1 protein-coding gene is annotated in these 25370 nt (G+C 69.3%); it reads right to left on the reverse strand.

The features are described 5' to 3' along the window. Window positions 1-4: 4 nt before the first annotated feature. Window positions 5-25210 carry a non-ribosomal peptide synthase/polyketide synthase gene (locus tag A6A06_RS33085; RefSeq protein ID WP_242441076.1) on the reverse strand — a complete coding sequence of 8402 codons (25206 nt, stop codon included), beginning with the start codon at window positions 25208-25210 and terminating at the stop codon, window positions 5-7. Window positions 25211-25370 lie beyond the last annotated feature (160 nt).

The following is a 25370-nucleotide window of genomic DNA, read 5'->3' on the forward strand; positions in this document are numbered from 1 at the left end:
GGTCTCAGCTCCCTGGGGTGGGACGGTGCCGGTTGGTGCGGTCGAGTGCGGCGGTCAGGATGGGCCCGAGCTGGGCCAGCGCCTCGGGCCGCATCATGCGTTCGTGCCTGCTGGCGACGGTGTGGAGGGTGATCCTGCCGTCGACGTACGGCTGCCACAGCTGCGGCGTCAGGCGGACGCCGGGCGGGGCGCTGGGGGACGGCTGGGTGGCGCCGAACAGCAGCAGGTCGCCGTCGAACCGGCCAGGGGTGAATCCCCGCTGCAGCCGGATGTTGTTGTTGACAACGGCGGTGAGAGCCGCCAGGGTCCGCTCTTCCAGGAGTTCCGTCGGTACGGCGCCCTCGCGGCGCAGGATTTCCACCATGCGATCGAGGTCCAGCTCTTGCGCGGGCAGGGTTTCCCCGCCGTAGCCGGCGATGTCGAGGAAGGCGGCGAGGATGTTCCGCTCGCTGAGCGAGGGCATCTCCTCGCCGGATTCCAGGCCGGGTGGGTAGGCGTCCAGCAGGGTCAGCAGGGCGACCTCCTCGCCCTCGTCTCGGAGCCGGGTGGCCAGGGCATGGGCCGCGACACCGCCGAAGGACCAGCCGAGCAGGTGGTAGGGCCCGGACGGCTGGACCGTGCGGATCTGCTCCAGGTAGTCGGCGGCCATCTCTTCCAGCGAGGCCGGGAGAGCTTCCGGACCGGCCAGCCCCCGTGCCTGGAGCCCGTAGAGCGGATGCTCCGGGCCGAGATGACGCATCAGCCCGGCGTAGGGCCAGCTGATCCCCCCGGCCGGATGGACGCAGAACAGCACCGGTCGGCTGCCATGGGGGCGTAGCGGCAGCAGGACCTCCAGCCCTCGTCCGGACGGGCTGGTGTCCATCGCCTGGGCCAGGCCCGCCGGAGTGGGGGTCTGGAAGAGGGCGCGGACCGGCAACTCGACGCCGAAGGCCGCCCGTACACGGGCGATCAGGCGGGTGGCCAACAGGGAGTGCCCGCCCAGCTCGAAGAACCCGTCGTCGACACTCACCGCGGGCAGGCCCAGCACCTCGGCGAAGAACTCGGCGAGCAGCTGCTCCTGTGGTGACCTCGGCGCTCGGCCGGTCCCGGCGGAGCGCGGTGCCGGAGCCGGCAGCGCGTTGCGGTCCAGTTTTCCGTTGGCGGTCAACGGCAATGCGTCGAGCTTGATGAACGCCGATGGCACAAGGTAGTCGGGCAGCCGCTCGCGGAGGTAGTCGCGCAACTCGTCGATCAGCGCGCTGCTTTCGCGGAGGGCTGTCGGGTTGTTCGTCCACGATGACAGTGACGTGCCGGCGGTGACGCGTGGCTGGTACAGGTCGAGGGGAATGGCTGACGGTGTCGGTGCGGTGTCGGCGAAGACGATGTCCACGGTGTCCTCGGAGGCAGCGGACCAGGTGATGCCCGCCCAGTAGCCGCTTTGCCGCGCGAGGTCGTGGAACGCTTCGGGGTCGACGAGACCGTCGTCGTGCGGGGCGTGCAGCCGATCCAGCAGTTCCGCGAGCGGAGTACCGCCCGCCTGCAGGGCCTGCGCCAGGCAGGTTTCGCGTACGACGCGGCTGTTCGGCACTCCCGTGATCCGAAGCCGGTTCGGACGCTGCACGGTCAGCACGTCACGTAGCGCGGGCAGCCCGTCGATCTGCCGGCCCCAGCTGAGCTCGGTCGCCGCGTCGAGTGGCAGCGGGGTGATGGGGTGTTTGTGCAGGGTGATGTCGTAGCGGTAGCGGGTCAGTTCGTTGTGGTGCTTGCCGCGTTTGGTCTGGAGGGTGACTCCGGCGATGTCGTCGGCCTGGTCCTGGAGCGTGGCGAAGAACTCCGGGTCGATGAGGAGTTCTTTTTCGCTGAGGAGGGCTTGCTCGACGGCGCGGTGCAGGGTCGGCAGGTCGGTGGTGGGGTCGGCTTTGTGGAGCTGTACTGCGGTGACCAGTGTCCTGAGGAGTCGGAGATTGCGTACGTCGCCGATGAAGACCGTTCCGCCGGGGGCGAGCAGTCGTAGGGCCTGGGTGAGTACGTCGACGAGATAGCCGGTGGTGGGGAAGTACTGGACGACGGAATTGAGGATGACGGTGTCGAACGTGCCGTGGGGCAGGCCGTCGGTGTGATGTGCGGGTCGGGTGTGCAGTACGACGCGTTCGGCGAGTTCGGGGTCCTGGCTTACCCGGCCGGCCAGCGCGTTGATCGCTGGGGCGGAGAAGTCGGTGGCCCAATAGGTTTCACAGTGCGGCGCGATCCGGGACAGCAGCAGTCCACTGCCGACGCCGACTTCCAGGACCCGTCGAGGGTCCAGTGCCAGAATCCTTGTCACGGTCTCGTCGCGCCATTCGCGCATGTGCTCGACGGGGATCGGATGTCCGTCGTAGCTGCTGTTCCATCCGGCGAAGTCCTCACCGAAGGCCGCTGGGTCGGATGCGGCGGGAAGTGACTCGTAGGTCTCCCGCCACTCAGTGACATGTTCTTGTTCCAGCTCCACGTCCCGAACCTGTCGGGAGTCTCCCTTGGCGACCACCACGTAGGCGGTGAGCCGTGTGTCGTCGTCCCGGTCCTGGCGGGCGACGACTGCCGTCTGGGCGATGTCGGGACGGGTGGCCAGTACCGCCTCGATCTCTCCCGGTTCGATGCGGAAACCGCGCACCTTGATCTGGTCGTCCACCCGCCCGACGAACTCCAGCTCCCCGTCCGCGCGCCAGCGCACCAGGTCGCCCGTGCGATACATCCGGGACCCCGTCCGCCCGTACGGGTCGGCCACGAACCGCTGCCCGGTCAAGCCGGGCTGGTTCAGATAGCCGCGCGCCAACCCCGCACCCGCGATATACAGCTCCCCTGCCGCACCGGCGGGTACGGGTTGGAGTCCCGGGTCGAGCACGTAGACCCGGCTGTTGGTGATGGGCCGGCCGATCGGTGGCGTCTGGAGCGAGGGGGACAGCGGATCGCTCATCGTGGCACACACCGTGGTCTCGGTCGGACCGTAGGCGTTGAACATCCGGCGGCCCGATGACCACCTGGAGACCAACTCCGGTGTGCACGCCTCACCCGCCACCACGAGCGTCGACACCGACGGCGACAGCCCGTCCTGCCCCAGCGCCGCCAAGACCGACGGTGGCAACGTCACATGTGTCACGCCCTGCCCCGGGTCGGCCAACGCCGTCAGCGGAGATCCGCAGGGCGCCAACACCAGCGTCGCGCCGGACAACAACGCCATGCACAGCTCCCAGAATGATGCGTCGAAACTGGGCGAAGCGAACTGGAGAATCCGGCTGCCGGCCTCGATCCGCAACCGTTCGGCCTGCGCGGCAGCGAGGCTGGCGATGCCGCCATGGCTGACCAGCACCCCCTTGGGTCGCCCGGTGGAACCCGAGGTGTAGATCAGGTAGGCCAGATGCTGCGGTGTCACGGGGACGACGGGGGCGGTATCCGGGTACCGGTCCGTCGCCATGACGGTCTCAGGATCATCGACCAGCAGCGCGGGCCGCGCGTCTTCGAGAGTGAACGCGATCCGGGCCTCCGGATACTCCGGATTCACCAGCAGATACGCCGCTCCCGCCTTCAGCACCCCAAGGATCGCCACCACCAGCTCAGGTGAACGAGGCAACATCAACGCGACCGTCTGCTCCGGACCCACACCCTGGGCGATCAAGGCGTGCGCCATCCGGTTCGCCCGTGTGCGGAGTTCCTTGTAGGTGACCGCGGTGTCCCCGCACACCACTGCTACCGCGTCCGGATGGGCTCGCACCTGAGCCTCGAACAACGTCGGCAGAGTGGCGACGGGAACCGGGGCCGCGGTGTCGTTCCGGTCGACCAGCAGTCGGTGACGCTCGTCGGCGGAGAGCACGTCGATGGCGCCGAGCGGCCGGTCAGGGTCGGCTGCTACGGCTTCCAGCAGTCGTGTCCAGCGGGCGATGAGGGTTTCGACGGTGGAGGGGTCGAACAGGTCGGTGGCGTATTCGACGATCCCGGAGATGCCATGAGGTGTGCCATCCGGGTTGTGCCGTCCGAAGAGGCTGAAGCCCAAGTCGAATTTGGCGGTACTGGTGGGTGCCGCCAGGACGGACACGTGGAGGCCGGGCAGTTCGAAGGTGCCTGTGGGCGCGTTCTGCAAGGCCAGCATGGACTGGAACAAGGGGTGGTGGGCCAGGGAGCGGGTGGGGTTGAGGGCCTCGACGAGGCGCTCGAAGGGGATGTCCTGATGGGCGTAGGCGGCGAGGGAGTTCTCCCGTACCCGGGTGAGCAGTTCGGTGAAGGACGGGTCGCCCGAGGTGTCGGTGCGCAGGACGAAGGTGTTGACGAAGAAGCCGACGAGATCGTCCAGGGCCTGGTCCGCGCGTCCGGCGATCGGACTGCCGATCGGGATGTCCGTCCCCGCGCCGAGTCGGGTGAACAGCGCCGCAAGTCCCGCCTGGAGCACCATGAACAGACTGGCGCCTGCCTGGCGTGCCAGGCCGGCCAGCCCGGCGTGGAGCTCGGGAGTCAGCTCGACGGTGAGGTGGTCGCCACGGTAGGACGCCACCGCCGGACGCGGCCGGTCGGTCGGCAACGAGAGTTGGCCGGGCAGGCCGGACAACGCATCGGTCCAGTACGCGAGTTGCGCGGCCATCAGGCTGTCGGGGTCGTTCTGGTCGCCGAGGAGGTCACGTTGCCAGAGCGTGTAGTCGGCGTACTGCACCGCCAGCGGGGCCCAGTCAGGTTCCTCGGCGTGGCACCGGGCGGCGTACGCGGTGGTGAGATCGCGTGACAACGGGCCCATGGACCAGCCGTCACCGGCGATGTGGTGCACCACGACCAGCAGGACGTGCTCATCCGGCGCGAGCGTCAACAACTGCGCCCACACCGGCGGCTCAACGGTGAGATCGAACGGGTGCCGGGCAGCCGCGGCCAGAGCCGCTTCCAGCTCGTCCCGGCTGATCGTGACCGTCTCCAGTGGTGGACGGGCGTCGTCCGGGTGGAGCACTTGCTGGCGTGGCACTCCCGCGGTGTCGGGGAATACGGTGCGCAGGCTTTCGTGGCGTCCAACGACGTCGCTCAGTGCGGTCCGCAGGGCCAGCACGTCCAGTTCACCGGTCAACCGCATGGCCAGGGGGATGTTGTAGGTGGGGGAAGGGCCTTCCAGGTGATGGAGGAACCAGAGGCGTCGTTGGGCGAAGGACAGCGGCAACGTTCGGGGCCGGGGTGCTGGCGCCAGGGCCGGCCGTGCCGCCGCGGCGCCTTCCAGCTTTCGGGCCAGTCCGGCCGGCGTGGGGGCGTGGAAGAGGGTGCGTACTTGAAGTTCGACGTTGAAGACGGTGCGGGTCCGGGCGACGAGGCGGGTGGCGAGGAGGGAGTGTCCGCCCAGGTCGAAGAAGTTGTCGTCGGCCCCGACGGTGGGCAGCTCCAAAACCTGGGCGAACAGACCGCACAGCACGTCCTCGGCCGCTGTACGGGGCCCTCGCGAGGACAAGGCCGCGCCGACGTCCGGAGCGGGCAGGGCACTGCGGTCGAGTTTGCCGTTGGCTGTCAGGGGCAGGGCGTCCAGGGCCACCACGGCCGCGGGCACCATGTACTGCGGAAGCCGTTCGGCGGTGAACGCCCGTACCTCGACCGGGTTCAGCGCGACCCCGTTGGCGGGCACGACGTAGCCGATGAGGCGTTTGTCGCCGGGGGATTCCTCCCGCACCACTACCGCTGCCTGGGCCGCCTGCGGGTGGGCGGCCAGGACGGCCTGGACCTCACCCGGCTCGATGCGGAATCCGCGGATCTTGACCTGGTCGTCGGCCCGTCCGAGGAATTCCAGCTGTCCGTCCGCGCGCCGGCGCGCGAGGTCGCCCGTGCGGTACATGCGAGCCCCGGCCGGGCCGAACGGGTCGGCGACGAACCGCTGACCGGTCAGAGCGGGCCGGTTCAGGTAACCATGCGCCAGCCCCGCCCCAGCGATATACAGCTCCCCCGCGATACCCGGAGGCACCGCTCGCAGGGCCGCGTCCAGCACATGGACACGGGTATGTGCAACCGGCCGGCCGATAGGCGGCGCACCGGTCTGCCCGTCGAGGTCCGCCACGGTCGACCAGATGGTGGTCTCCGTCGGGCCGTACAGGTTGGTCACGTGTCCTGCGACCTGCTGCAGCTCCGCCGACAGGCCGGCCGGCAACGCTTCCCCGCCGACGAGCAGCCGCACACCGCGTACGGCCTCGCTGTCGGCTGCCAGTAGTGCCTGCCACAGGCTCGGCGTGGCCTGCATGATGGTGGCTCCGGCCGCCGCGACCAGTTCGGCCAAGGCCGGGGGGTCCTGTACCGACTCCCGTGCGGCGATCACCACGCACGCACCGCTGATCAGCGGCAGATACAGCTCCAGGGCGGCGATGTCGAACGCTACGGTCGTCACCGCCACCAGCCGGTCGCCTTCTCCCATCGGGAAGTGCTCCCGCATCGCGGCCAGGAAATTCGTCAGGCCCGCGTGCGGCACGACAACGCCTTTGGGGGTGCCGGTGGAGCCGGAGGTGTAGATCACGTAGGCGGGGTGTGCCGGAGTGGGGAGAGGGGTGCGGCCGAGGTCGGCCGGGGCGGTTTCGGGGCAGGCAGCCAGCGCTTCGACGGTGGTGGGGGCATCCAGGACCAGGAGGGGAACGGTGGTTCGTGGGAGCCCGCCGGCGATCTCACCGGTGGTGATCAGCAGGGCAGGAGCGGCGTCATGGAGCAGGAACGCCAGGCGTTCGTCGGGGTGGGACGGGTCGAGGGGCAGGTAGGCAGCCCCGGCTTTGAGGACGGCCAGCAGCGCGGTGATCAGTTGCGCCGAGCGGGGCAGCGCCAGCGCCACGACACGTTCCGGCCCTGCTCCGGTGGCGATGAGCCGCTGGGCCAGACGGTTCGCAAGGGCATCCAACTGCGCGTAAGTCACCCGCTCTTCGCCTGCCCGCACGGCTACCGCGTCCGGAGTACGGGCCACCTGGGCTTCGAAGAGCTGCGGCAGAGCGGCTGCCGGGATTTCCGGGGCAGTGGTGTTCCAGTCGGCCGGCAGTTGGTGACGTTCTGTGGGGGTGCGGAGATCGATCCGGCCGATGGGTTGGTGCGGTGTGGTGGCAACGGCGGTCAGGAGGCGTTCCAGCCGGTCGAGGACGGTCTCGATGGTAGTCCGGTCGAAGATCTCGGGTCGGTGGTCCAGACGCAGATGCAGGTGTGGCCCCGGCACGGCGGTGAGGCTGAGGGGGTAGTGGGTGGCGTCGTGGCCCCGGATGCCGGTGACGTGCAGGCCGGTGTCGGCCGGCTGGAGGGCAGTGGCGTCGAGGGGGTAGTTCTCGAAGACGAGGAGAGTGTCGAACAGTTCGGGGTGGCCAGTCAGGCGGTGGAGGTCGGTCAGGCCGAGATGCTGGTGGGCGATCAGTTGGGACTGTTCGTCCTGGAGGCGGGTCAGGAGTGCGGTCAGGGGTTCGGCCGGGTGGAGGCGTACGCGCACCGGCACCGTGTTGATCAGCAGACCGACCATGGTCTCCACGCCGGGGATCTGCGGATCGCGTCCCGACACGGTGACGCCGAAGACCACGTCATTGTGGCCGGTCAGGTGGCTGAGCAGGACGGCCCAGGCGCCCTGGAGAAGGGTGTTGAGTGTGAGGCCGTAGGTGCGGGCGGTGGTCTGGAGAGCAGCGGTGAGTTCGGCGGGCAGCTCGCGGACCATCCGCTGGGGTGGTTGTGAGGTGCGGGCGAGGTCGGCTGCCGGGGCGATGAGGGTGGGTCCGTCCAGGTCCGCCAGCGCCTGCCGCCAGGCGGCTTCGGCGGCTGTCCGGTCCTGCCCGGCCCGCCAGGCCAGGAAATCCCGGTATCGGGGAGCCGGGCCCAGCCCGGCACCATTTCCACCAGCAGCATGGAGGGCGAACAGCTCCCGCAGGAGTACCGGCGTCGACCAGCCGTCCAGCAACAAGTGGTGGTTGGTGAGGAGTAGTCGGTGACGGCGGGGGGCCAGGCGGATGAGCGTCATACGGAGCAGCGGACCGGCGACCAGATCGAACCGGCGGGCCCGGTCGGCGCCCTCCAGCTCGGCCAGTTCGACTCGCTGGGCGGCCGGGTCCAGCCCGCCCAGGTCGTGCTCCTGCCACGGCAGGGTGGCGCGGCCGGGGATGGTCTGTACCGGCCGGCCCAGTCCCTGGTGGTGGAAACCGGCCCGCAGGTTGGGGTGCCGCTCCAGCACCCCCTGACCGGCCGCCCGCAACGCCGCCGCGTCCAACGGCCCCTCCAGCTCCAGGACCAGCTGCACGGCGTACACGTCCGTGGCCTGCGTGTCGTAGAGGGCGTGGAAGAGCAGCCCCTCCTGCAGCGGAGTCAGCGGCCAGATGTCGGCCAGCCCCGACCCGGCAGCCTGCGGTTGCCCGTCGTGCTGGGTGCGGGGCGCCTCCAGGTGCTCGATCTGGTCCTGGGTCAGTTGCACCAACGGCACATCCGAGGGAGTCAGCCCGCCCGCGCCATTGTCGACGCACGTGATGATGGCCTCCAGCACGGCGAACCACGCCTGCGCCAGCTCGGCGACTTCCTGCTCCTCCAGCAGGGCACTCGCCCAGGACCAGGTGGTCATCAGCTGCGGGCCGGCGGGGCCGTCGTGGGTAAGTGCGTTGACCTCCAGTGGGTGGGGCAGCGGCATTCCCGTATCCCCGTCCTCACCTACTACCGCACCCGTCTCGTCGGCCACTGGCGTCCACAGCCTCTGGTCCCCGGGTGTGCCCAGGCGGCCGAGGTAGTTGAATCCCACTTGCGCGGCAGGCAGGTCGGCCAGCTGAGCTGCGGTCTCGGGGTTGAGGTAGCGCAGCAGCCCGTAGCCCAGGCCATCGCCGGGCACCGCGCGCAGTTGTTCCTTTACGCGTTTGACCGCCCGTCCCAGCGCAGCCCTGTCGGCCTTCATCTGCTGCGGGGTCAGCTCCCCGGCTTCCAGCCGGACCGGGTAGCTACTGGTGAGCCAGCCCACCGTGCGGGAGAGGTCCACGCCTGCGGCCAGGTGTTCGTGCCGGCCGTGGCTCTCCACATCCACCACCGTCCCGCCCTTCTGACTGCCGTGGCGTCGCCACTGCCCCAGTGCCACGGCGAGAGCGGCCAGCAGCACGTCCTGGACGCCGGCGTGGAAGGCGGTCGGCACCCGGGTCAGCAGCGCAGCGGTCGGTTCGGTCGGCAGGGTGAGCGTCAGCTGTGCGGCGGTGCCGGTCACGTTCCGCCCGGTTCCTGGGGCCTGGCCGGAAAACAGAGGCTCGGCGTCTTGCAGGATTCGCCTCCATGCCGGCAGTTCGGCTGCCCGTTCAGGGCGGTGGGCCTCGGTGGTGAGCAGGTCGGCCCAGCGGCGTACCGAGGTGCCCACCGGGTGCAGGGGTGCGGGCCGGCCGGCTGACGCTCCGTGCCAGGCGGCTTGCAGGTCGGGAAGCAGAATCCGCCAGGAGACTCCGTCAACCACCAGATGGTGGATCACCAGCAGCAATCGGCCAGGCCGGGCCGGCCCCGCATCGCACCACACGGCCTGGAGCATGACCCCCGCCTGCGGGGCCAGCCTCGCACGGGCCTCCGTGAACTGTTCGGCCATCACCGCCCGGAGACTGTCGTCGTCCGGTGTGGCCGTCTGCACACGGCGAATCCACCCTTCGGCGGGGGTTGCTCCGGGGGGAGGTACTTCCAGGGCCCAGCTTCCCTGCGGCCCGATGTTCAGCCGGGACCTGAGCATGTCGTGGTGATCGACCAGGGCCTGCACCGCCCCGGCGAGCCGCTCCAGGCCCGCCCCTGCCGGCACCTCCACCAGCATCGCCTGGCAGAACCCGTCGACCGGGCCGCCCCACTGCCGCCACCACTCCGCAATCGGCGTCGGCGCGATGTCACCGATTCCCACATCCGCGGCTGTCGGAGTCTCGTTGTGGTCCTGTTGCGTAGCCACCGCGGCCAGACCGGCCACCGTCTTGTGGGCGAAGACATCCCGCGGGGTGATCACCATGCCTGCCGCTCGTGCCCGCGCCACCACTTGAATCGCCAGGATGCTGTCCCCGCCCAGATCGAAGAAACCCTCCTCGGCCCCGACCGCGGGCAGGCCCAGAACCTCGGCGAACATGTCGGCGAGCAGTTGTTCCTGTGACGTCCTTGGTGCTCGGCTGGTCCCGGCGGCACCCCGTTCCGGAGCCGGGAGTGCGCTGCGGTCGAGTTTTCCGTTGGGGGTCAACGGCAACGCGTCCAGGCGGACGAACGTGGCGGGCATCATGTAGTCGGGGAGCCGTGTCCGCAGGTGGTCGTGCAACTCGTTGATCAGCGCGCTGGTTTCGCGGAGACCCGTCGGGTTGTTCGTCAGCGATGACAACAGCGTCCCGGTGGTACCACCGGGTGGTGGGCACAGGTCGGTGAGGATGGCTGACGGCATCCGCGTCGTGTCGCCGAGCACGATGTCCACCGTGTCTTCGGTGGTGGAAGACCAGGTGATGCCGGCCCAGTAGCCGCATTGCTGCGCGAGGCCGTGGAATGCCTCGGGATCGATGAGGTTCTCGTGATCGTCGTTCGTGGCGTGCAGCTGGGCCAGCAGGTCCGCGACCGGGGTGTCGTCGGCCAGTACTGCCTTTGCCAGAGCGGTTTCTCGTACGACGCGGTGGTTCGGCACTCCGGTGATCCGCAGTCGAGCTGGACGTCGCGTCGTGAGGAACTCACTCAACTCGCTCAGCCCCTCGACGTGCCGTCCCCAGACAAGCTTGTCCGGTTCCTTGAGAGGAAGCGGAGTGATCGGGTGTTTGTGCAGGGTGACGTCGTAGCGGTATCGGGAGAGTTCGTTGCGGTGTTTACCGCGTTTGGTCTGGATGGAGACGCCGGCGACGTCGTCACAGTGGGCTTGCAGCGTGGTGAAGAACTCCGGGGCGATCAGGAGTTCCCTTTCGGACAGGAGGGCCTGCTCCACTGTGCGGCGCAAGGTCGGCAAGTTGGTGGCGGGATCGGCTTTGTGCAGCTGCACGGCGGTGGTCAGGGCCCGCTGCAGCCGTAGGTTGCGTACGTCACCGATGAACAGGGTGCCGCCAGGGGCGAGTAGCCGGAGTGTCCGGGTGAGTACGTCGACGAGGTAGTCGGTGGTGGGGAAATACTGGACGACCGAGTTCAGGATGACGGTGTCGAACATGCCGGCCGGCAGTCCGTTGGTGTCGTGTGCGGGTTGTGTGCGCAGCACGACCCGTTCGGCCAGTTCGGAGTGCTGGTCCACCTGGTCGGCCAAGGTGTTGACGGCCGTGGCAGAGAAATCGGTGGCCCAGTAGGTTGCGCAGTGCGGTGCGATCCGGGAGAGCAGCAGTCCGCTGCCGACGCCGACTTCCAGTACGTGGTGGGGGCGCAGTGCCAGGATGCGTGCCACGGCCCCGTCGCGCCATTCCCGCATGTGCTCGACCGGAATCGGGCTGCCGTCGTAACTACTGTTCCATCCGGAGAAATTCTCGCCGAAATCCGCCTGGTTCCAGGTAGCTGGAAGTGTGTCGTAGATATCCCGCCACTCTCGGACGTGGTCTTGCTCCAGCCGGTTGTCGCGGTGGCGACGGGTGCCGTTCCCGGTCACGAAGTAGGCGACCAGGCGCTTGTCGTCCGGCCGATCCGGCTGGTCCTGCCGGGCGATCACCGCGACCCGGGTGATTTCGGGGTGGTCGGTGAGCACTGCTTCGATCTCGCCGGGTTCGATGCGGAATCCGCGTACTTTCACCTGGTCGTCGGTCCGGCCGAGAAACTCCAGCTGTCCGTCCGCCCGTCGGCGCACCAGATCTCCAGTGCGGTACATACGCGACCCCGACGGGCCATAAGGGTCAGCGACGAACCGCTGACCGGTCACACCCGGCCGATTCAGATAACCACGCGCCAACCCCGCCCCCGCCACATACAACTCCCCCGCCACACCCGAAGGCACCAACCGCAAACCCCCGTCCAAAACATACGCACGGGCATGCGCCACCGGCCGACCAATCGGCGGCACCCGCAGCGACGGAGACAACGGACCACTCATCGTCGCGCACACCGTGAACTCCGTCGGACCATAAGCATTGATCATCCGCCGACCCGACGACCACCTGGACACCAACTCCGGCGAACAGGCATCTCCCCCCACGACCAATGTCACCGAAGGCGGCACGCCGTCCTCCGGCAAGGCCGCCAGCACAGAGGACGGCAACATCGCGTGCGTCACGCCCGAATCCGGGTCGGCCAATGCCGTCAGCGGAGATCCGGACGGCACCAACATCAGTGTGGCGCCCGACAACAGTGCCGTACACAATTCCGAGAACGATACGTCGAAACTGGGGGAGACGAATTGGAGAACGCGGCTGTCGCAGTTGACCCCAAGCCGTTCGACGTGTGCCGCGACCAGGCCGGCGATTCCCGTGTGGCTCACGACCACCCCCTTGGGGGTGCCGGTGGAACCAGAGGTGTAGATCACGTACGCCGGATGCTGCGAACTCAACGCAACACCTGGGTTCGTCTGCGGGCCGGCTTCCTCGTTCCTGACGTTCTCCAGTCGGTCAACTACCAGTACCGGTCGAGCGTCGCCGAGCATGAACGCGATCCGGGCAGCCGGATAATCCGGGTCCACCGGCAGATACGCTGCCCCTGCCTTCAACACCCCAAGGATCGCCGCCACCAGCTCAGGTGAACGAGGCAGCTGCAACGCGACAATCTGCTCCGGACCGACACCTTGAGCGATCAAGGCATGCGCGAACTGATTGGCCCAGGCATTCAGCTCGCAATAGGACCAGACGTCACCTGCGGACATCAGCGCTACCGCATCGGGCGTTTCCGCCACCTGAGCTTCAAACAATGCAGGCAAGGTGGTGACGGGGACCGGGGCCGCGGTGTTGTCGCAGTTCTCCAGCAGTTGGTGACGTTCGTCGATGGAGAGCAGATTGATTACGCTGATAGGCCGGTCGGGATCGGCGACCACAGCTTCGAGCAGGCGCGTCCAGCGGGCGAGAAGGGTTTCGACGGTGGAGGGGTCGAACAGGTCGGTGGCGTATTCGATGATCCCGAAGATGCCCTGAGGAGTGCCGTCCGGGTTGTGTCGTTCGGACAGGCCGAAGCCGAGGTCGAACTTGGCGGTACGGGTCGGTGCCGGCAGGACGGACAGGTGAAGGCCGGGCAGTTCGAAGGTGCCCGCGGGGGCGTTCTGCAACGCCAGCATGGTTTGGAACAAGGGGTGGTGCGACAGTGAGCGGGTCGGGTTGAGGACATCGACAAGATGCTCGAAGGGGATGTCCTGATGGGCGTAGGCGGCCAGCGAGCCCTCCCGCGCACGGATGAGCAACTCGGTGAAGGTCGGGTCGCCCGAGGTGTCGGTGCGCAGGACGAAGGTGTTGACGAAGAAGCCGACGAGATCATCCAGCGCCTGGTCGGTGCGCCCGGCGATCGGACTGCCGATCGGGATGTCGGTGCCCGCACCCAACCGGGTGAACAATGCCGCAAGCCCCGCCTGTAGCACCATGAACAGACTGGCCCCCGACCGACGCGCTACAGCAGTCAGCCCGGCGTGCAACTCCGCAGTCAGCTCGACCGGGATGTGGTCGCCGCGGTAGGACGCCACCGCGGGACGTGGCCGATCGGTCGGCAGGACGATGCACTCGGGCAGCCCTGCCAAGGTCCTCTTCCAGTAGGCAAGCTGTGTGGCGATCAGGTTGTTGCTGTCGCCCTCGTCGCCGAGGAGGTCGTGCTGCCACAGGGTGTAGTCGGCATACTGCACCGGCAACGGCACCCAGTCAGGATCCTCGCCTCGGCATCGTGCGGCGTAAGCGGTGGTGAGGTCGCGCGACAACGGCCTCATCGACCAGCCGTCACCGGCGATGTGATGCACCACGACCAACAGCACATGCTCGTCCGGCGCCAGTGCGAACAACCGTGCCCAAACCGGTGGTTCGGCTGTCAGGTCGAACTGGTGGCGAGCCGCCACGGTCAACCGATCTGACAGGTCGGCCTCGCGGCTTTCCACGACCGCCATCCGGGGGCGGGCCACGTTCGCGTCAAGCACCAGCTGGCACGGCACGCCGGCGGTATCGGGGAAGGTGGTGCGCAACGCCTCGTGCCGCTCGACCACGTCCCCCAGCGCGTTCCGCAGGGCCTCCACCTCCAACCCGCCGGACAACCGCATCGCCAGGGGGATGTTGTAGGTGGGAGAGGGTCCTTCCAGGTGGTGCAGGAACCACAGTCGCCGTTGGGCGAAGGACAGCGGCAGTGTTTCCGGCCGGGGCACCGGGACCAGGGCGGGCCGTGCTACCCCGGCGCCCTCCACTTCCCGGGCCAGGCCGCCCGGGGTGGGCGTCTGGAAGAGGGTGCGCACCTGCAACTCGACACCGAAGGCCACCCGTACGCGGGCGATCAGACGGGTGGCCAACAACGAATGCCCGCCCAGCTCGAAGAAGCTGTCCTCGACCTCCACCGTGGGCAGGCCCAGGACCTGGGCGAACAGGCCGCACAGAATCTCTTCGGCCGCTGTGCGCGGCCCCTGCGGGACCGAGGCCGCACCGTATTCCGGGGCGGGCAGGGCGTGGCGGTCCAGCTTGCCGTTGGCCGTCAGCGGCAGTGCATTCAGGGGCACTACCGCCGCAGGCACCATGTACTGCGGCAAACGCCCGGCGACAAAGGCGCGGACCACGGCCGGCTCCAGCACCGCCCCTTCCGTGGGGACCACATAGCCGACCAGTCGTTTGCCACCAGGACGGTCCTCGCGCACCACCACGGCTGCCCGGCCCACCTGCGGATGCGCTGCCAGGGCGGTGGCCACCTCGCCGGGTTCGATGCGGAATCCGCGTACTTTCACCTGGTCGTCGGTCCGGCCGAGAAACTCCAGCTGTCCGTCCGCCCGCCGACGCACCAGATCTCCAGTGCGGTACATACGGGACCCCGACGGGCCATAAGGGTCGGCGACGAACCGCTGACCGGTCACACCCGGCTGCTTCAGATAACCACGCGCCAACCCCGCACCCGCCACATACAACTCCCCCGCCACACCCGAAGGCACCAACCGCAACCCCCCGTCCAGAACATACGCACGGGCATACGCGACCGGCCGACCAATCGGCGGCACCCGCAGCGACGGAGACAACGGACCACTCATCGTCGCGCACACCGTGAACTCCGTCGGACCATAAGCATTGATCATCCGCCGACCCGACGACCACCTGGACACCAACTCCGGCGAACACGCCTCACCCGCCACCACGAGCGTCGACACCGACGGCGACAGCCCGTCGTCCTCCAACGCCGCCAACACCGACGCCGGCAGCGTCACATGGGTCACGCCCACATCTGGGTCGGCCAACGCCGCGAGCAGGGTCGCGGACGGCGCCAGCACCAACGCAGCGCCTGACAGCAGTGCCGTACACAACTCCGAGACCGACGCGTCGAAACTGGGTGAGGCGAACTGAAGAATCCGGCTGTCGGCCTCGATCCGGAACCGTTCGATCTGCGCGGCGGCAAGGCCGGCGATGCCGCCATGACGGACCAGCACCCCCTTGGGCCGCCCGGTGGAACCCGAGGTGTAGATCAGGTAGGCGGGGTGCGCCGAGGTGAGGGGGCCGGCGCGGTCGTCATCGTCCGGTGCGGAGTCCGGGCAGGCGGTCAGGGCTTCGGCGGTGGCCGGGTCGTCCAGGATCAGGTGGGGAACGGTGGTCCGGGGCAGCCTGTCGGCGGTCTCATCGAGGGTGACCAGCAGGGTGGGGGTGGCCTCGCGCAGCATGAACGCGATGCGTTCCGGTGGGTAGTCAGGGTCGACGGGCAGGAAGGCAGCGCCGGTCTTCAGGACGGCCAGCGTGGAGGTGATCAGGTGCGCCGAGCGGGGCAGTACCAGCGCCACGATGTGCTCCGGCCCCGCCCCATGAGCGATCAGCAGGTGGGCCAGGCGGTTGGCCCGGGAGTCCAGTTGCGTGTAGGTGAGCTGTTCGTCCGTTGCCCGGATGGCGATCGCGTCAGGGGTGCGCGCGGCCTGGGCCTCGAACAACTGAGGCAGCGTGGTCGCGGGCAGTTCGTGGGCGGTGGTGTTCCCCTCAGTCAGGAGTTGGTGGCGCTCGACGGGGGTGAGCAGGTCGATGTCACCGATTCGTTGCTCAGGAGCCGCAGCGAATGCCGTCAGCAGTCGGTGCAGGCGGTCGAGGACGGTCTCGATGGTCGCCCGGTCGAACAGGTCGGTGTTGTACGCGATCGTGCCCTCGATGCCGGCCGGTGTCCCATCAGGGGCGGGGCGCTCGGACAGGGAAAAGGCCAGGTCCATCTGGGCGGTGCCGGTCGCCACCGGCACCGTGCGGGACTGCAGGCCGGGCAGTTCCAGCCCGGTGCTCCCGATGTTCTGCCAGGCGAGCATGGTCTGGATCAGCGGGTGGTGGGCGAGTGAGCGGGGCAGGTCGAGGGCCTCGATGAGGTGCTCGAAGGGGACGTCCTGGTGGGCATAGGCGTCCAGGCTTCGCTCACGTACTCGCGCGACGAGCTCCCGGACGGTGGGGCGGCCGGAGGTGTCCACACGCAGCACCAGGGTGTTGACGAAGAAGCCGACGAGGTCGTCCAGCGCCTGGTCGGTGCGCCCGGCGATCGGAACGCCGATGGGGATATCGGCGCCTGCCCCCAGGCGGCTCAGCAGCGCAGCCAGCCCGGCGTGCACCACCATGAACACGCTCGCCCGACAGGCCCGAGCCAGCCCGGTCAGTCCGGCGTGCAGCTCTGGTTCCCACTGAAACGTGAGGTTTTCCCCGTGGTGGGACGCCTGCGGTGGGTGGGGCCGGTCGACCGGCAAGGAGATGCGCTCGGGCACTCCCGCCAGTGCCTGTTTCCAGTACGTGAGCTGGGTGGCGAGCAGGCTGTCCGGGGCGTCCGGGGCACCGAGGAGTTGGTGCTGCCACAGGGTGTAGTCGACGTAGTGCGCCGGCAGCGGATGCCAGGCGGGGGCTTCCCCGAGGCACCTGGCCGCGTACGCGGTGGTGAGATCACGGGACAACGGGCCCATCGACCATCCGTCGGCAGCGATGTGGTGCACCACCACCAGCAGCACGTGTTCGTCGGGGCCGAGCGCGAGCAACTGTGCCCGCAAGGGCGGCTCGGCCGCCAGGTCGAACGGGCGCCGCGCCATTGCCGTCAGCTCCGCCTCCAGGCCGCCCTCGCCGACGCTGACCACCTCCAGCGACGGCCGGGCGCAGCAGGCGTCGAGCAGCTGCTGGCGCGGTACTCCGGCGGTGTCGGGGAAGAGGGTGCGCAGACTCTCGTGGCGTTCGGTCACGTCCGCCAGTGCGTTCTGGAGCGCCTCCCTGTTCAGCTGACCGGTCAGGCGCACTGCCAGAGGGATGTTGTAGGTGGGGGAAGGCCCTTCCAGGCGGTGCAGGAACCACAGTCGTTGCTGGGCGAAGGACAAGGGGAGTGTGTCGGGCCGGGAGACAGGCGCCAGGGCCGGTCGCGCTGCCCCGGCCCCTGGGAGTTCCTGGGTGAGTCCGGCTGGAGTGGGAGCCTGGAAGAAGGTACGGACCTGGAGCTCGACGCCGAAGGTGGTGCGTACTCGGGCGATGAGACGGGTGGCGAGGAGGGAGTGTCCGCCCCGGTCGAAGAAGTTGTCCTCGGCCCCGATGGCGGGCAGGCCCAGGACCTCGGCGAACAGGCCGCACAGGATTTCCTCGGCCGCTGTGCGCGGACCTCGTGATACGGAAGCCGCGTCGTAGTCGGGAGCGGGCAGGGCGCGGCGGTCGAGTTTCCCGTTGACCGTCAGCGGCAGGCTGTCCAGGGGCACTACCGTCGCGGGCACCATGTACTGCGGCAGCCGCTCACCGACGAAGGCCCGTAGGGCGGATGACTCCAGCTCAGTGACATCGGTGGTGTCAGTGGGGACGACATAGCCGATCAGGCGTTGGTCACCGGGACGGTCCTCGCGCACCACCACTGCCGCGTGGGTGACCCGGGTATGCGCGGCAAGCGCGGCCTCGATCTCGCCCAGCTCGATCCGGAAGCCACGGATCTTGACCTGCTCATCCACGCGTCCCAGAAACTCCAGCTGCCCGTCCGCCCGCCGACATGCCACATCCCCGGTCCGGTACATCCGCCCGCCGGGCGGTCCGAAGGGATCAGCCACAAACCGCTGCGCGGTCAGGCCGGGCCGGTTCAGATACCCGCGGGCCAACTGCGTGCCCGCCACGTACAGCTCGCCGGGAGCACCCACCGGCACCGGTCGCAGCCCCGCGTCCAACACGTACACCCGGGTGTTCCACACCGGGCTGCCGATAGGTACCGCTCCGGTGTGACGAGCCGGAAGGACGGTGGAGGCGGTGACGTCGATGGTGGTCTCGGTGGGGCCGTAGAGGTTGTACAGATGCGCGTCGAGGGTGGCGCCCACGCGTGTCACAAGGTCCGGTGCCAACTCTTCGCCGCTGGTGACGACCAGGCGGATGCTCTCGCACCGTGCGGCACTCGCTTCGTCGATGAACACCCGCAGCATCGACGGGACGAAGTGCAGGGCGGTGACGGAGGTGGCTCGGACGAGTTCAGCGAGGTACTTCGGGTCCTCGTGCCCATGGGGGCGGGCTACGACGAGTGTGGCGCCGACGGACAGGGGCCAGAAGAACTCCCAGACGGAGACGTCGAACGTCGCCGGCGTCTTCTGGAGCACACGGTCGTGCTCGGAGAGCGCGTACGTACTCTGCATCCACAGCAAGCGGTTCACCAGGGAGGCGTGCTCGATGGTGACGCCTTTGGGGGTTCCGGTGGAACCGGAGGTGTAGATCACATAGGCGGGATGACGGGGATGGATGGGCCGGTTCCGGTCGGTGTCGGTGATGGCGGAGGCCGGGATATCGGCCAGGTCCCCGGTAGCGGGAAGGCACACGGGCACCCCAGCGTCTGGGAGGGCCGGCACGGTTTCCGCATCAGCCAGGACGCAGAGCGGCTGAGAGTCCTCCAGCATGTGCGTGGTGCGTGCTGGAGGGTGGTCGGGGTCGAGGGGGAGGTAGGCGGCGCCGGTTTTGAGGACGGCCAGCAGCGCGGTGATGAGTTGCGCCGAGCGGGGCAGTGCCAGCGCCACGATGCGTTCCGGTCCCGCACCTCGTGCGATCAGCCATCGGGCCAGCCGGTTGGCCCGGGCCTCCAGCTGCGCGTAGCTGAGTTCCTCTTCGCCGCAGATCACCGCGGCGGCCGCGGGCGTGCGGGCGGCTTGGGTCTCGAAAAGCTGCGGCACCGTGGTGCGGGGAAGCTCGTGGGCGGTGTCGTTCCAGCCGTTCACGAGTTGGCTGCGCTCGGCGGGGGTGAGGAGATCGATCTGCCCGATGGATTGGTCCGGGTCGGCTGCGAAGGCGGTCAGAAGACGTTGGAACCGGTCGAGCAGGGTATCGATGGCAACCCGGTCGAAGGTGTCGGGGCGGTAGTCCAGTCGCAGATGGAGGCGTGGTCCGGGGACAGCGATGAGGCTGAGGGGGTAGTGGGTGGTGTCGCGGCTCTGGATGCCGGTGACGTGCAGGCCGGTGCCGGCCGGCTGGAGGGCGGCGGTGTCCAGGGGGTAGTTCTCGAAGACGAGGAGGGTGTCGAACAGTTCGGGGTGGCCGCTCAGGCGGTGGAGGTCGGTCAGGCCGAGATGCTGGTGGGCGATCAGCTGGGACTGTTCATCCTGGAGGCGGGTCAGGAGTGCGGTCAGGGGTTCGGCCGGGTGGAGGCGTACGCGTACCGGCACCGTGTTGATCAGCAGACCGACCATGGTCTCCACGCCGGGAATCTGCGGATCGCGTCCAGACACGGTGGTACCGAAGACGACATCGGTGCGGCCGGTCAGGTGACCGAGCAGGACGGCCCAGGCGCCCTGGAGGAGCGTGTTGGCTGTCAGGCCATGGGCGCGGGCGGCGACCTGGAGTGTGGTGGTGAGTTCGGCGGGCAGCTCACGGATGACACGCCGGGGCTGCTGCGGGACATGGGCAGGGCCGGCTGCGGAGGCGATGCGGGTGGGGCCGTCCAGACCGGCGAGCACCTCTTGCCAGGCGGCCTTGGCGGCTGCTTGGTCCTGTCCGGCTCGCCAGGCCAGGAACTCCCGGTAGCGGGGAGCCGGGCCCAGCCCGGCCCCCTCTCCACCAGCGGCGTAGAGGGCGAACAGCTCCCGCAGGAGTACGGGCGTCGACCAGCCGTCCAGCAACAGGTGGTGATTGGTCAGGAGCAATCGAAAGCGACCGGGAGCCAAGCAGACAAGCGTCATGCGCAGCAGCGGACCGGCGACCAGATCGAACCGGCGGGGCCGGTCGGCGCCCTCCAGCTCAGCCAGTTCGGCTTGCTGGGCGGCCGGCTCCAGCCCGCTCAGGTCATGCTCCTGCCATGGCAGGGCGACGCGGCGGGGGATGGCCTGCACCGGCCGTTCCAGCCCCTCGTGGTGGAAACCGGCCCGCAGAGTGGCATGCCGCTCCAGCAACCCCTGACCAGCCACCCGCAACGTCGCCGCATCCAACGGCCCCTCCAGATCCAAGGCCAGCTGGACGTTGTAGACGTCCGCGACATCGGTGTCGTAGAGAGCGTGGAAGAGCAGCCCCTCCTGCAACGGAGTCAACGGCCAGACGTCGGCCAGCCCCGGCCCGGCAGCCTGCGGTTGCCCGTCGTGCTGGGTGCGGGGCGCCTCCAGGTGCTCGATCTGGTTCTGGGTCAGTTGCACCAGCGGCGTGTCCGAGGGGGTCAGCCCGCCTGCGCCGTTGTCGACGCACGTGATGATCGCCTCCAGCACGGCGAACCACGCCTGCGCCAGCTCGGCGACTTCCTGCTCCTCCAGCAGGGCACTCGCCCAAGCCCATTCCGCCACCAACCGCGGTCCGGCAGGCCTCTCACGGGTGTGCGCATTGACCTCCAGAGCATGCGGCAAGGGCATCCCCGAATCCCCGCCCCCGCCCAGCACCGCGCCCAGCTCGTCGGCCACCGGCGCCCAGAATTCCCCACCACCGGGTGCGCCCAGGCGGCCCAGGTAGTTGAACCCCACCTGCGGGACGGGCAGATCGGCCAACCGGGGAGCGGTCTCGGGATTCAGATGACGCAGCAGCCCGAATCCCAGACCGTCACCGGGCACCGCACGCAACTGCTCCTTGACCCGCTTGACCGCCCGCCCCAGGGCAGCCCCACCCGCCTCCACCTGCTCCCCGCTCAGCTCTCCCGCATCCAGCCGGACCGGATACAGGCTCGTGAACCAGCCCACCGTGCGCGACAGGTCCACACCCGCAGCCAGTCCCTCATGCCGGCCGTGGCTCTCCACATCCACTACCACCGCACCGGCCGATTCACCACGGCGCCGCCGCCAGTCCCCCATGGCGACAGCGAGGGCGGCCAGCAGCACGTCCTGGACACCCGCGTGGAAGGCGGCCGGCACCCGAGTCAGCACCGCAGCAGTCGACTCGGCCGACATGGTGAAGGTCAGACGCCCGGTCCTGTCGGCCCCATCCTGCTCCGCCTCCACCCCCCGTTCCGGCAGCAGCGCCCCGGCGTCCCGCAGGATCTCTCGCCACACCGGCAGCTCGTCCACCCGCCGCGCACTGCGTGCCTCGGCCGCCAGCAGACCCGCCCAGCACCGCACCGAAGAACCCACCGGCGCCAGCACCACCGGCCCATCAGCCATCACCGCATCCCACGCGGCCTGCAGGTCCGGCAGCAGAATCCGCCAGGACACTCCGTCGACCACCAGATGGTGAATGACCAGCAGCAGTCGCCCCGCCCGAGCCGGCCCCGGGTCGAACCACACCGCCCGCAGCATCACCCCCGTCCGCGGCTCCAACCCCGCCCGAGCCGTCGCGAACTCCTCAGCCACCACCTCCCGCAGATGCTCGTCGTCCCACCCGGCCGTCTCCACCCGGCGCACCCACGCACCGGCCCCGGCCGTCCCCGGCGGGGCGACCATCAGCGACCAGCCCCCCTCCGGCCGGACCACCAGCCGGGACCTCAGCGCGTCGTGGTGATCGACCAGGGCCTGCACCGCCCCGGCGAGCCGCTCCAGACCCGCCCCTGCCGGCACCCCGACCAGCATCGCCTGACAGAACCCGTCGACCGGACCGCCCCACTGCCGCCACCACTCCGCAATCGGCGTCGGCCCGACCTCGCCAACCCCCTCATCCCCCACCGGCACCCCGCCCCGGCCCGGGGCATCCCCCACCACAGACACCGCGGCGACGGCCGTCAGCCCAGCCACCGTCTGATGGGCAAAAACATCCCGCGGCGTGATCACCAGCCCCGCCGACCGCGCCCGCGCCACCAGCTGAATCGCCAGAATGCTGTCCCCGCCCAGATCGAAGAAGCCCTCCTCGGCCCCGACCGCGGGCAGGCCCAGCACCTGGGCGAACAGACCGCACAGCACCTCTTCGGCCGGGGTACGCGGCCCCCGCGACGCCACGGAGAGGGCGAGGCCCGGGGCGGGCAGGGCGCGGCGGTCCAGCTTGCCGTTGGCCGTCAGCGGCAACGCTTCAAGGGGCACCACTGCCGCAGGCATCATGTACTGCGGCAATCGCCCGGCGATGAAGGACCGCACCGCGGCCGGATCGACGCCGGCCTCTCCATCGGGCACGACGTAGCCGACGAGCCGCTTGTCGCCGGGGCGGTCCTCGCGTACCACCACCGCCGCCCGGCCCACCTGCGGGTGGGCCACCAGAGCGGCGATCACCTCACCCGGCTCGATACGGAAACCACGGACCTTGACCTGGTCGTCGGCCCGGCCGAGGAACTCCAGCCGGCCGTCCGCCCGCCGACGCACCACATCCCCCGTGTGATACATCCGCGCCCCCGCCGGCCCGTACGGATCAGCCACGAACCGCTGCCCGGTCAGACCGGGCCGGTTCAGATAACCACGCGCCAGCCCCGCACCCGCCACATACAACTGACCGGGCACGCCCACCGGCACCGGCTGCAACCCCGCGTCCAGCACATAGGCACGCAGATCCGCCAGAGCGGTGCCGATGAGGCTGCCCGCCCCCGCGACCGCATCGTGACGCTCCAGCGTGACGTGGGTGACATGCACCGTGGTCTCGGTGATGCCGTACATGTTGACCAGCGTGGGAGCCTCGTCGGGGTGACGCGCATACCAGGCAGCCAGGCGGCCGAGCTCCAGGGCTTCACCGCCGAAGACCACCGTGCGCAAGGCCAACGCCCTTCCCAGCGCCGGGTGATCCAGGTCGGCCTGCATCAGTGCGGAGAACGCCGACGGCGTCTGGCTGAGCACCGTGACCCGCTCAGCGGCCAGCAGCCGCAGAAACTCCAGCGACGACCGGCTCACCGCATAGGGCACCACCACCAGACGGCCACCGTGCAGCAGCGCCCCCCACATTTCCCACACCGAGAAGTCGAACGCATACGAATGAAACAGCGTCCAGGTGTCCTCCGTACCGAAGCGGAACTCTTCCTTGGTGGCACCGAACAACCGCACCACGTTCTGATGCGTGACCAGCACGCCTTTGGGGGTGCCGGTGGAGCCGGAGGTGTAGATCACGTAGGCGGGGTGAGCTGGGGTGAGGGGGTGGGTGCGGTCGGCGTCGGCCAGGACGGTACCGGGACGGGCGGCCAGGGCCTGGGCGGTGTTGGGGTCGTCGAGGACGAGGTGGGGAACGGCGGTCGGGGGCAGCCCGCCGACGGTCTCACCGACCGTGACCAGCAGCGCGGGGGCGGCGTCACCCAGCATGAACGCCAGGCGTTCGGCCGGGTAGTCCGGGTCGAGGGGGAGGTAGGCGGCGCCGGCTTTGAGGACGGCCAGCACCGCGGTGACCATCTGCACCGAGCGGGGCAGCGCCAGCGCCACCCTGCACTCCGCCCCCGCACCGCGGGCGATCAGCAGACGGGCCAGCCGGTTGGCCCGCGCCTCCAACTGTGCGTAGGTGAGCTGCTCCTCGCCTGCCCGCACGGCCACCGCGTCCGGAGTGCGTGCCACCTGGGCTTCGAACAGCTGGGGCAGCGTGGCTGCGGGCACCCGACAGGCGGTGTCGTGCGGGGCGGACAGCAGCCGGACGCGCTCATCCGGGGCGAGCAGGTCGATGCCGCCGATCAGCTGGTCCGGATCCGCGGCGAAAGCCTCCAACAGGAGGGAGAGACGCCGGTGGTGGGCGGCCAGGTCGTCCGCGCTGTACAGGGTGGGGTTCGCCTCCAGGTCGATCCGCACTCCCCCGCCCGCGGACCAGTCGTACACAGTGATCGAAAGGTCTTCGACCGAGCCGTTGAACAGGTTGTGTGCCGTGGCGCGATGTCCGGCGAAGCGCAGGACGTAGTCGAAGGACAGGAAGTTGATCCGCGGACCCAGGAAATCTCTGATGCCGCCGGGCAGGCCGAGGTCCCGAAGCAGGTCCTCACCCCGGTAGCGCTGGTGCCGCAACAACTGGCGGACCTCTTGCGATACCTGCCGTACCAGCTCGGACACGGGCGTCTGTGCGCGCACCTCCACTCGCAGCGGCAACACATTGGAGATCATGCCCGGGAGGCTGCGCAGCGCGGCGTCGGTTCGGGCCGTCACCGGCAGGCCGAGGAGGACGTCCTGAGCCCCGGTCAGGCGGTGCAGGTAGGCGGCCGTCGCCGCGATCACCACGGCGGAGGGGCGCACGTCGGCCCGGCGCGCCGTACCCCGCAGCCGTTCTGCCGCTGTCGGTGACAGAACGACGGTGTGGCGCAGCACCCGCTGCGGTGGCTGGGCCGGCCGGCCGGCGAGCCTGGCTGGTTCGGGCAGGTCGGCCAAACGCTGTGCCCAGTAGTGCCGGTCCGCTGCGCACTCGCCGGAGGCGCGGTAGTGCGCGTCCCGCTCCAGCAGCAGTTGCAGGGAGCCGAAGCCGCACGGTCCGGCGGGCAGCCCGGCGGCTTGTGCGGTGTACAGCTCGGCCACCCTCCGCGCGAACAGTGCCCAGCCGAAGCCGTCCAGCACGATGTGGTGGTAGCCCTGATACCAGATGAACGACTCCGGTCCCAGCCGGAACAGGGCATAGGAGAACAGCGGGCCGCGCGCCGGGTCCATCGGCCGGGCCAGCTCTGCCCGCATCCAGACTTCGGCAGCCGAGCGCGGGTCCGCCTCGTCACTGGTGTCCAGCACCGGGAAGGCCCAGCCGGAGACCGGCTCAAGGACCTGCCCCAGGACGCCGTCGGCCTCAAGGAACCGCGCGTGCAGCGGTTCGGCCTCCGCGACGGCCTGCCGCAGCGCCGCTTCGAACGCCACCGGATCGACCGGCCCGCCGATTTCCACGTACTCGCCGACCCGGTAGAGCGCGCTTTCCGGGTCCAGCCGCTGAGCCAGCCAGATCTCGCGCTGGGCAGCCGACACCGGCAGGCGCACACCATGTACGTCAGACACCATCGCTCCTCAACCCCTCCGAAGAATTCGGCGCCACCCGCCAGGAAGCTCGTCAAATAAAAATTTGAACAATTCCGCATTGTCCCTGCGTGGAATGGTGGATGTAAATAGCACACACACGTCACGAAGGCAGCAAAAAGAGCTACTCGGCGGCACGAGC

The organism is Streptomyces sp. CB02923, assembly GCF_001905005.1.
In the GTDB taxonomy this organism is placed as follows: domain Bacteria; phylum Actinomycetota; class Actinomycetes; order Streptomycetales; family Streptomycetaceae; genus Streptomyces.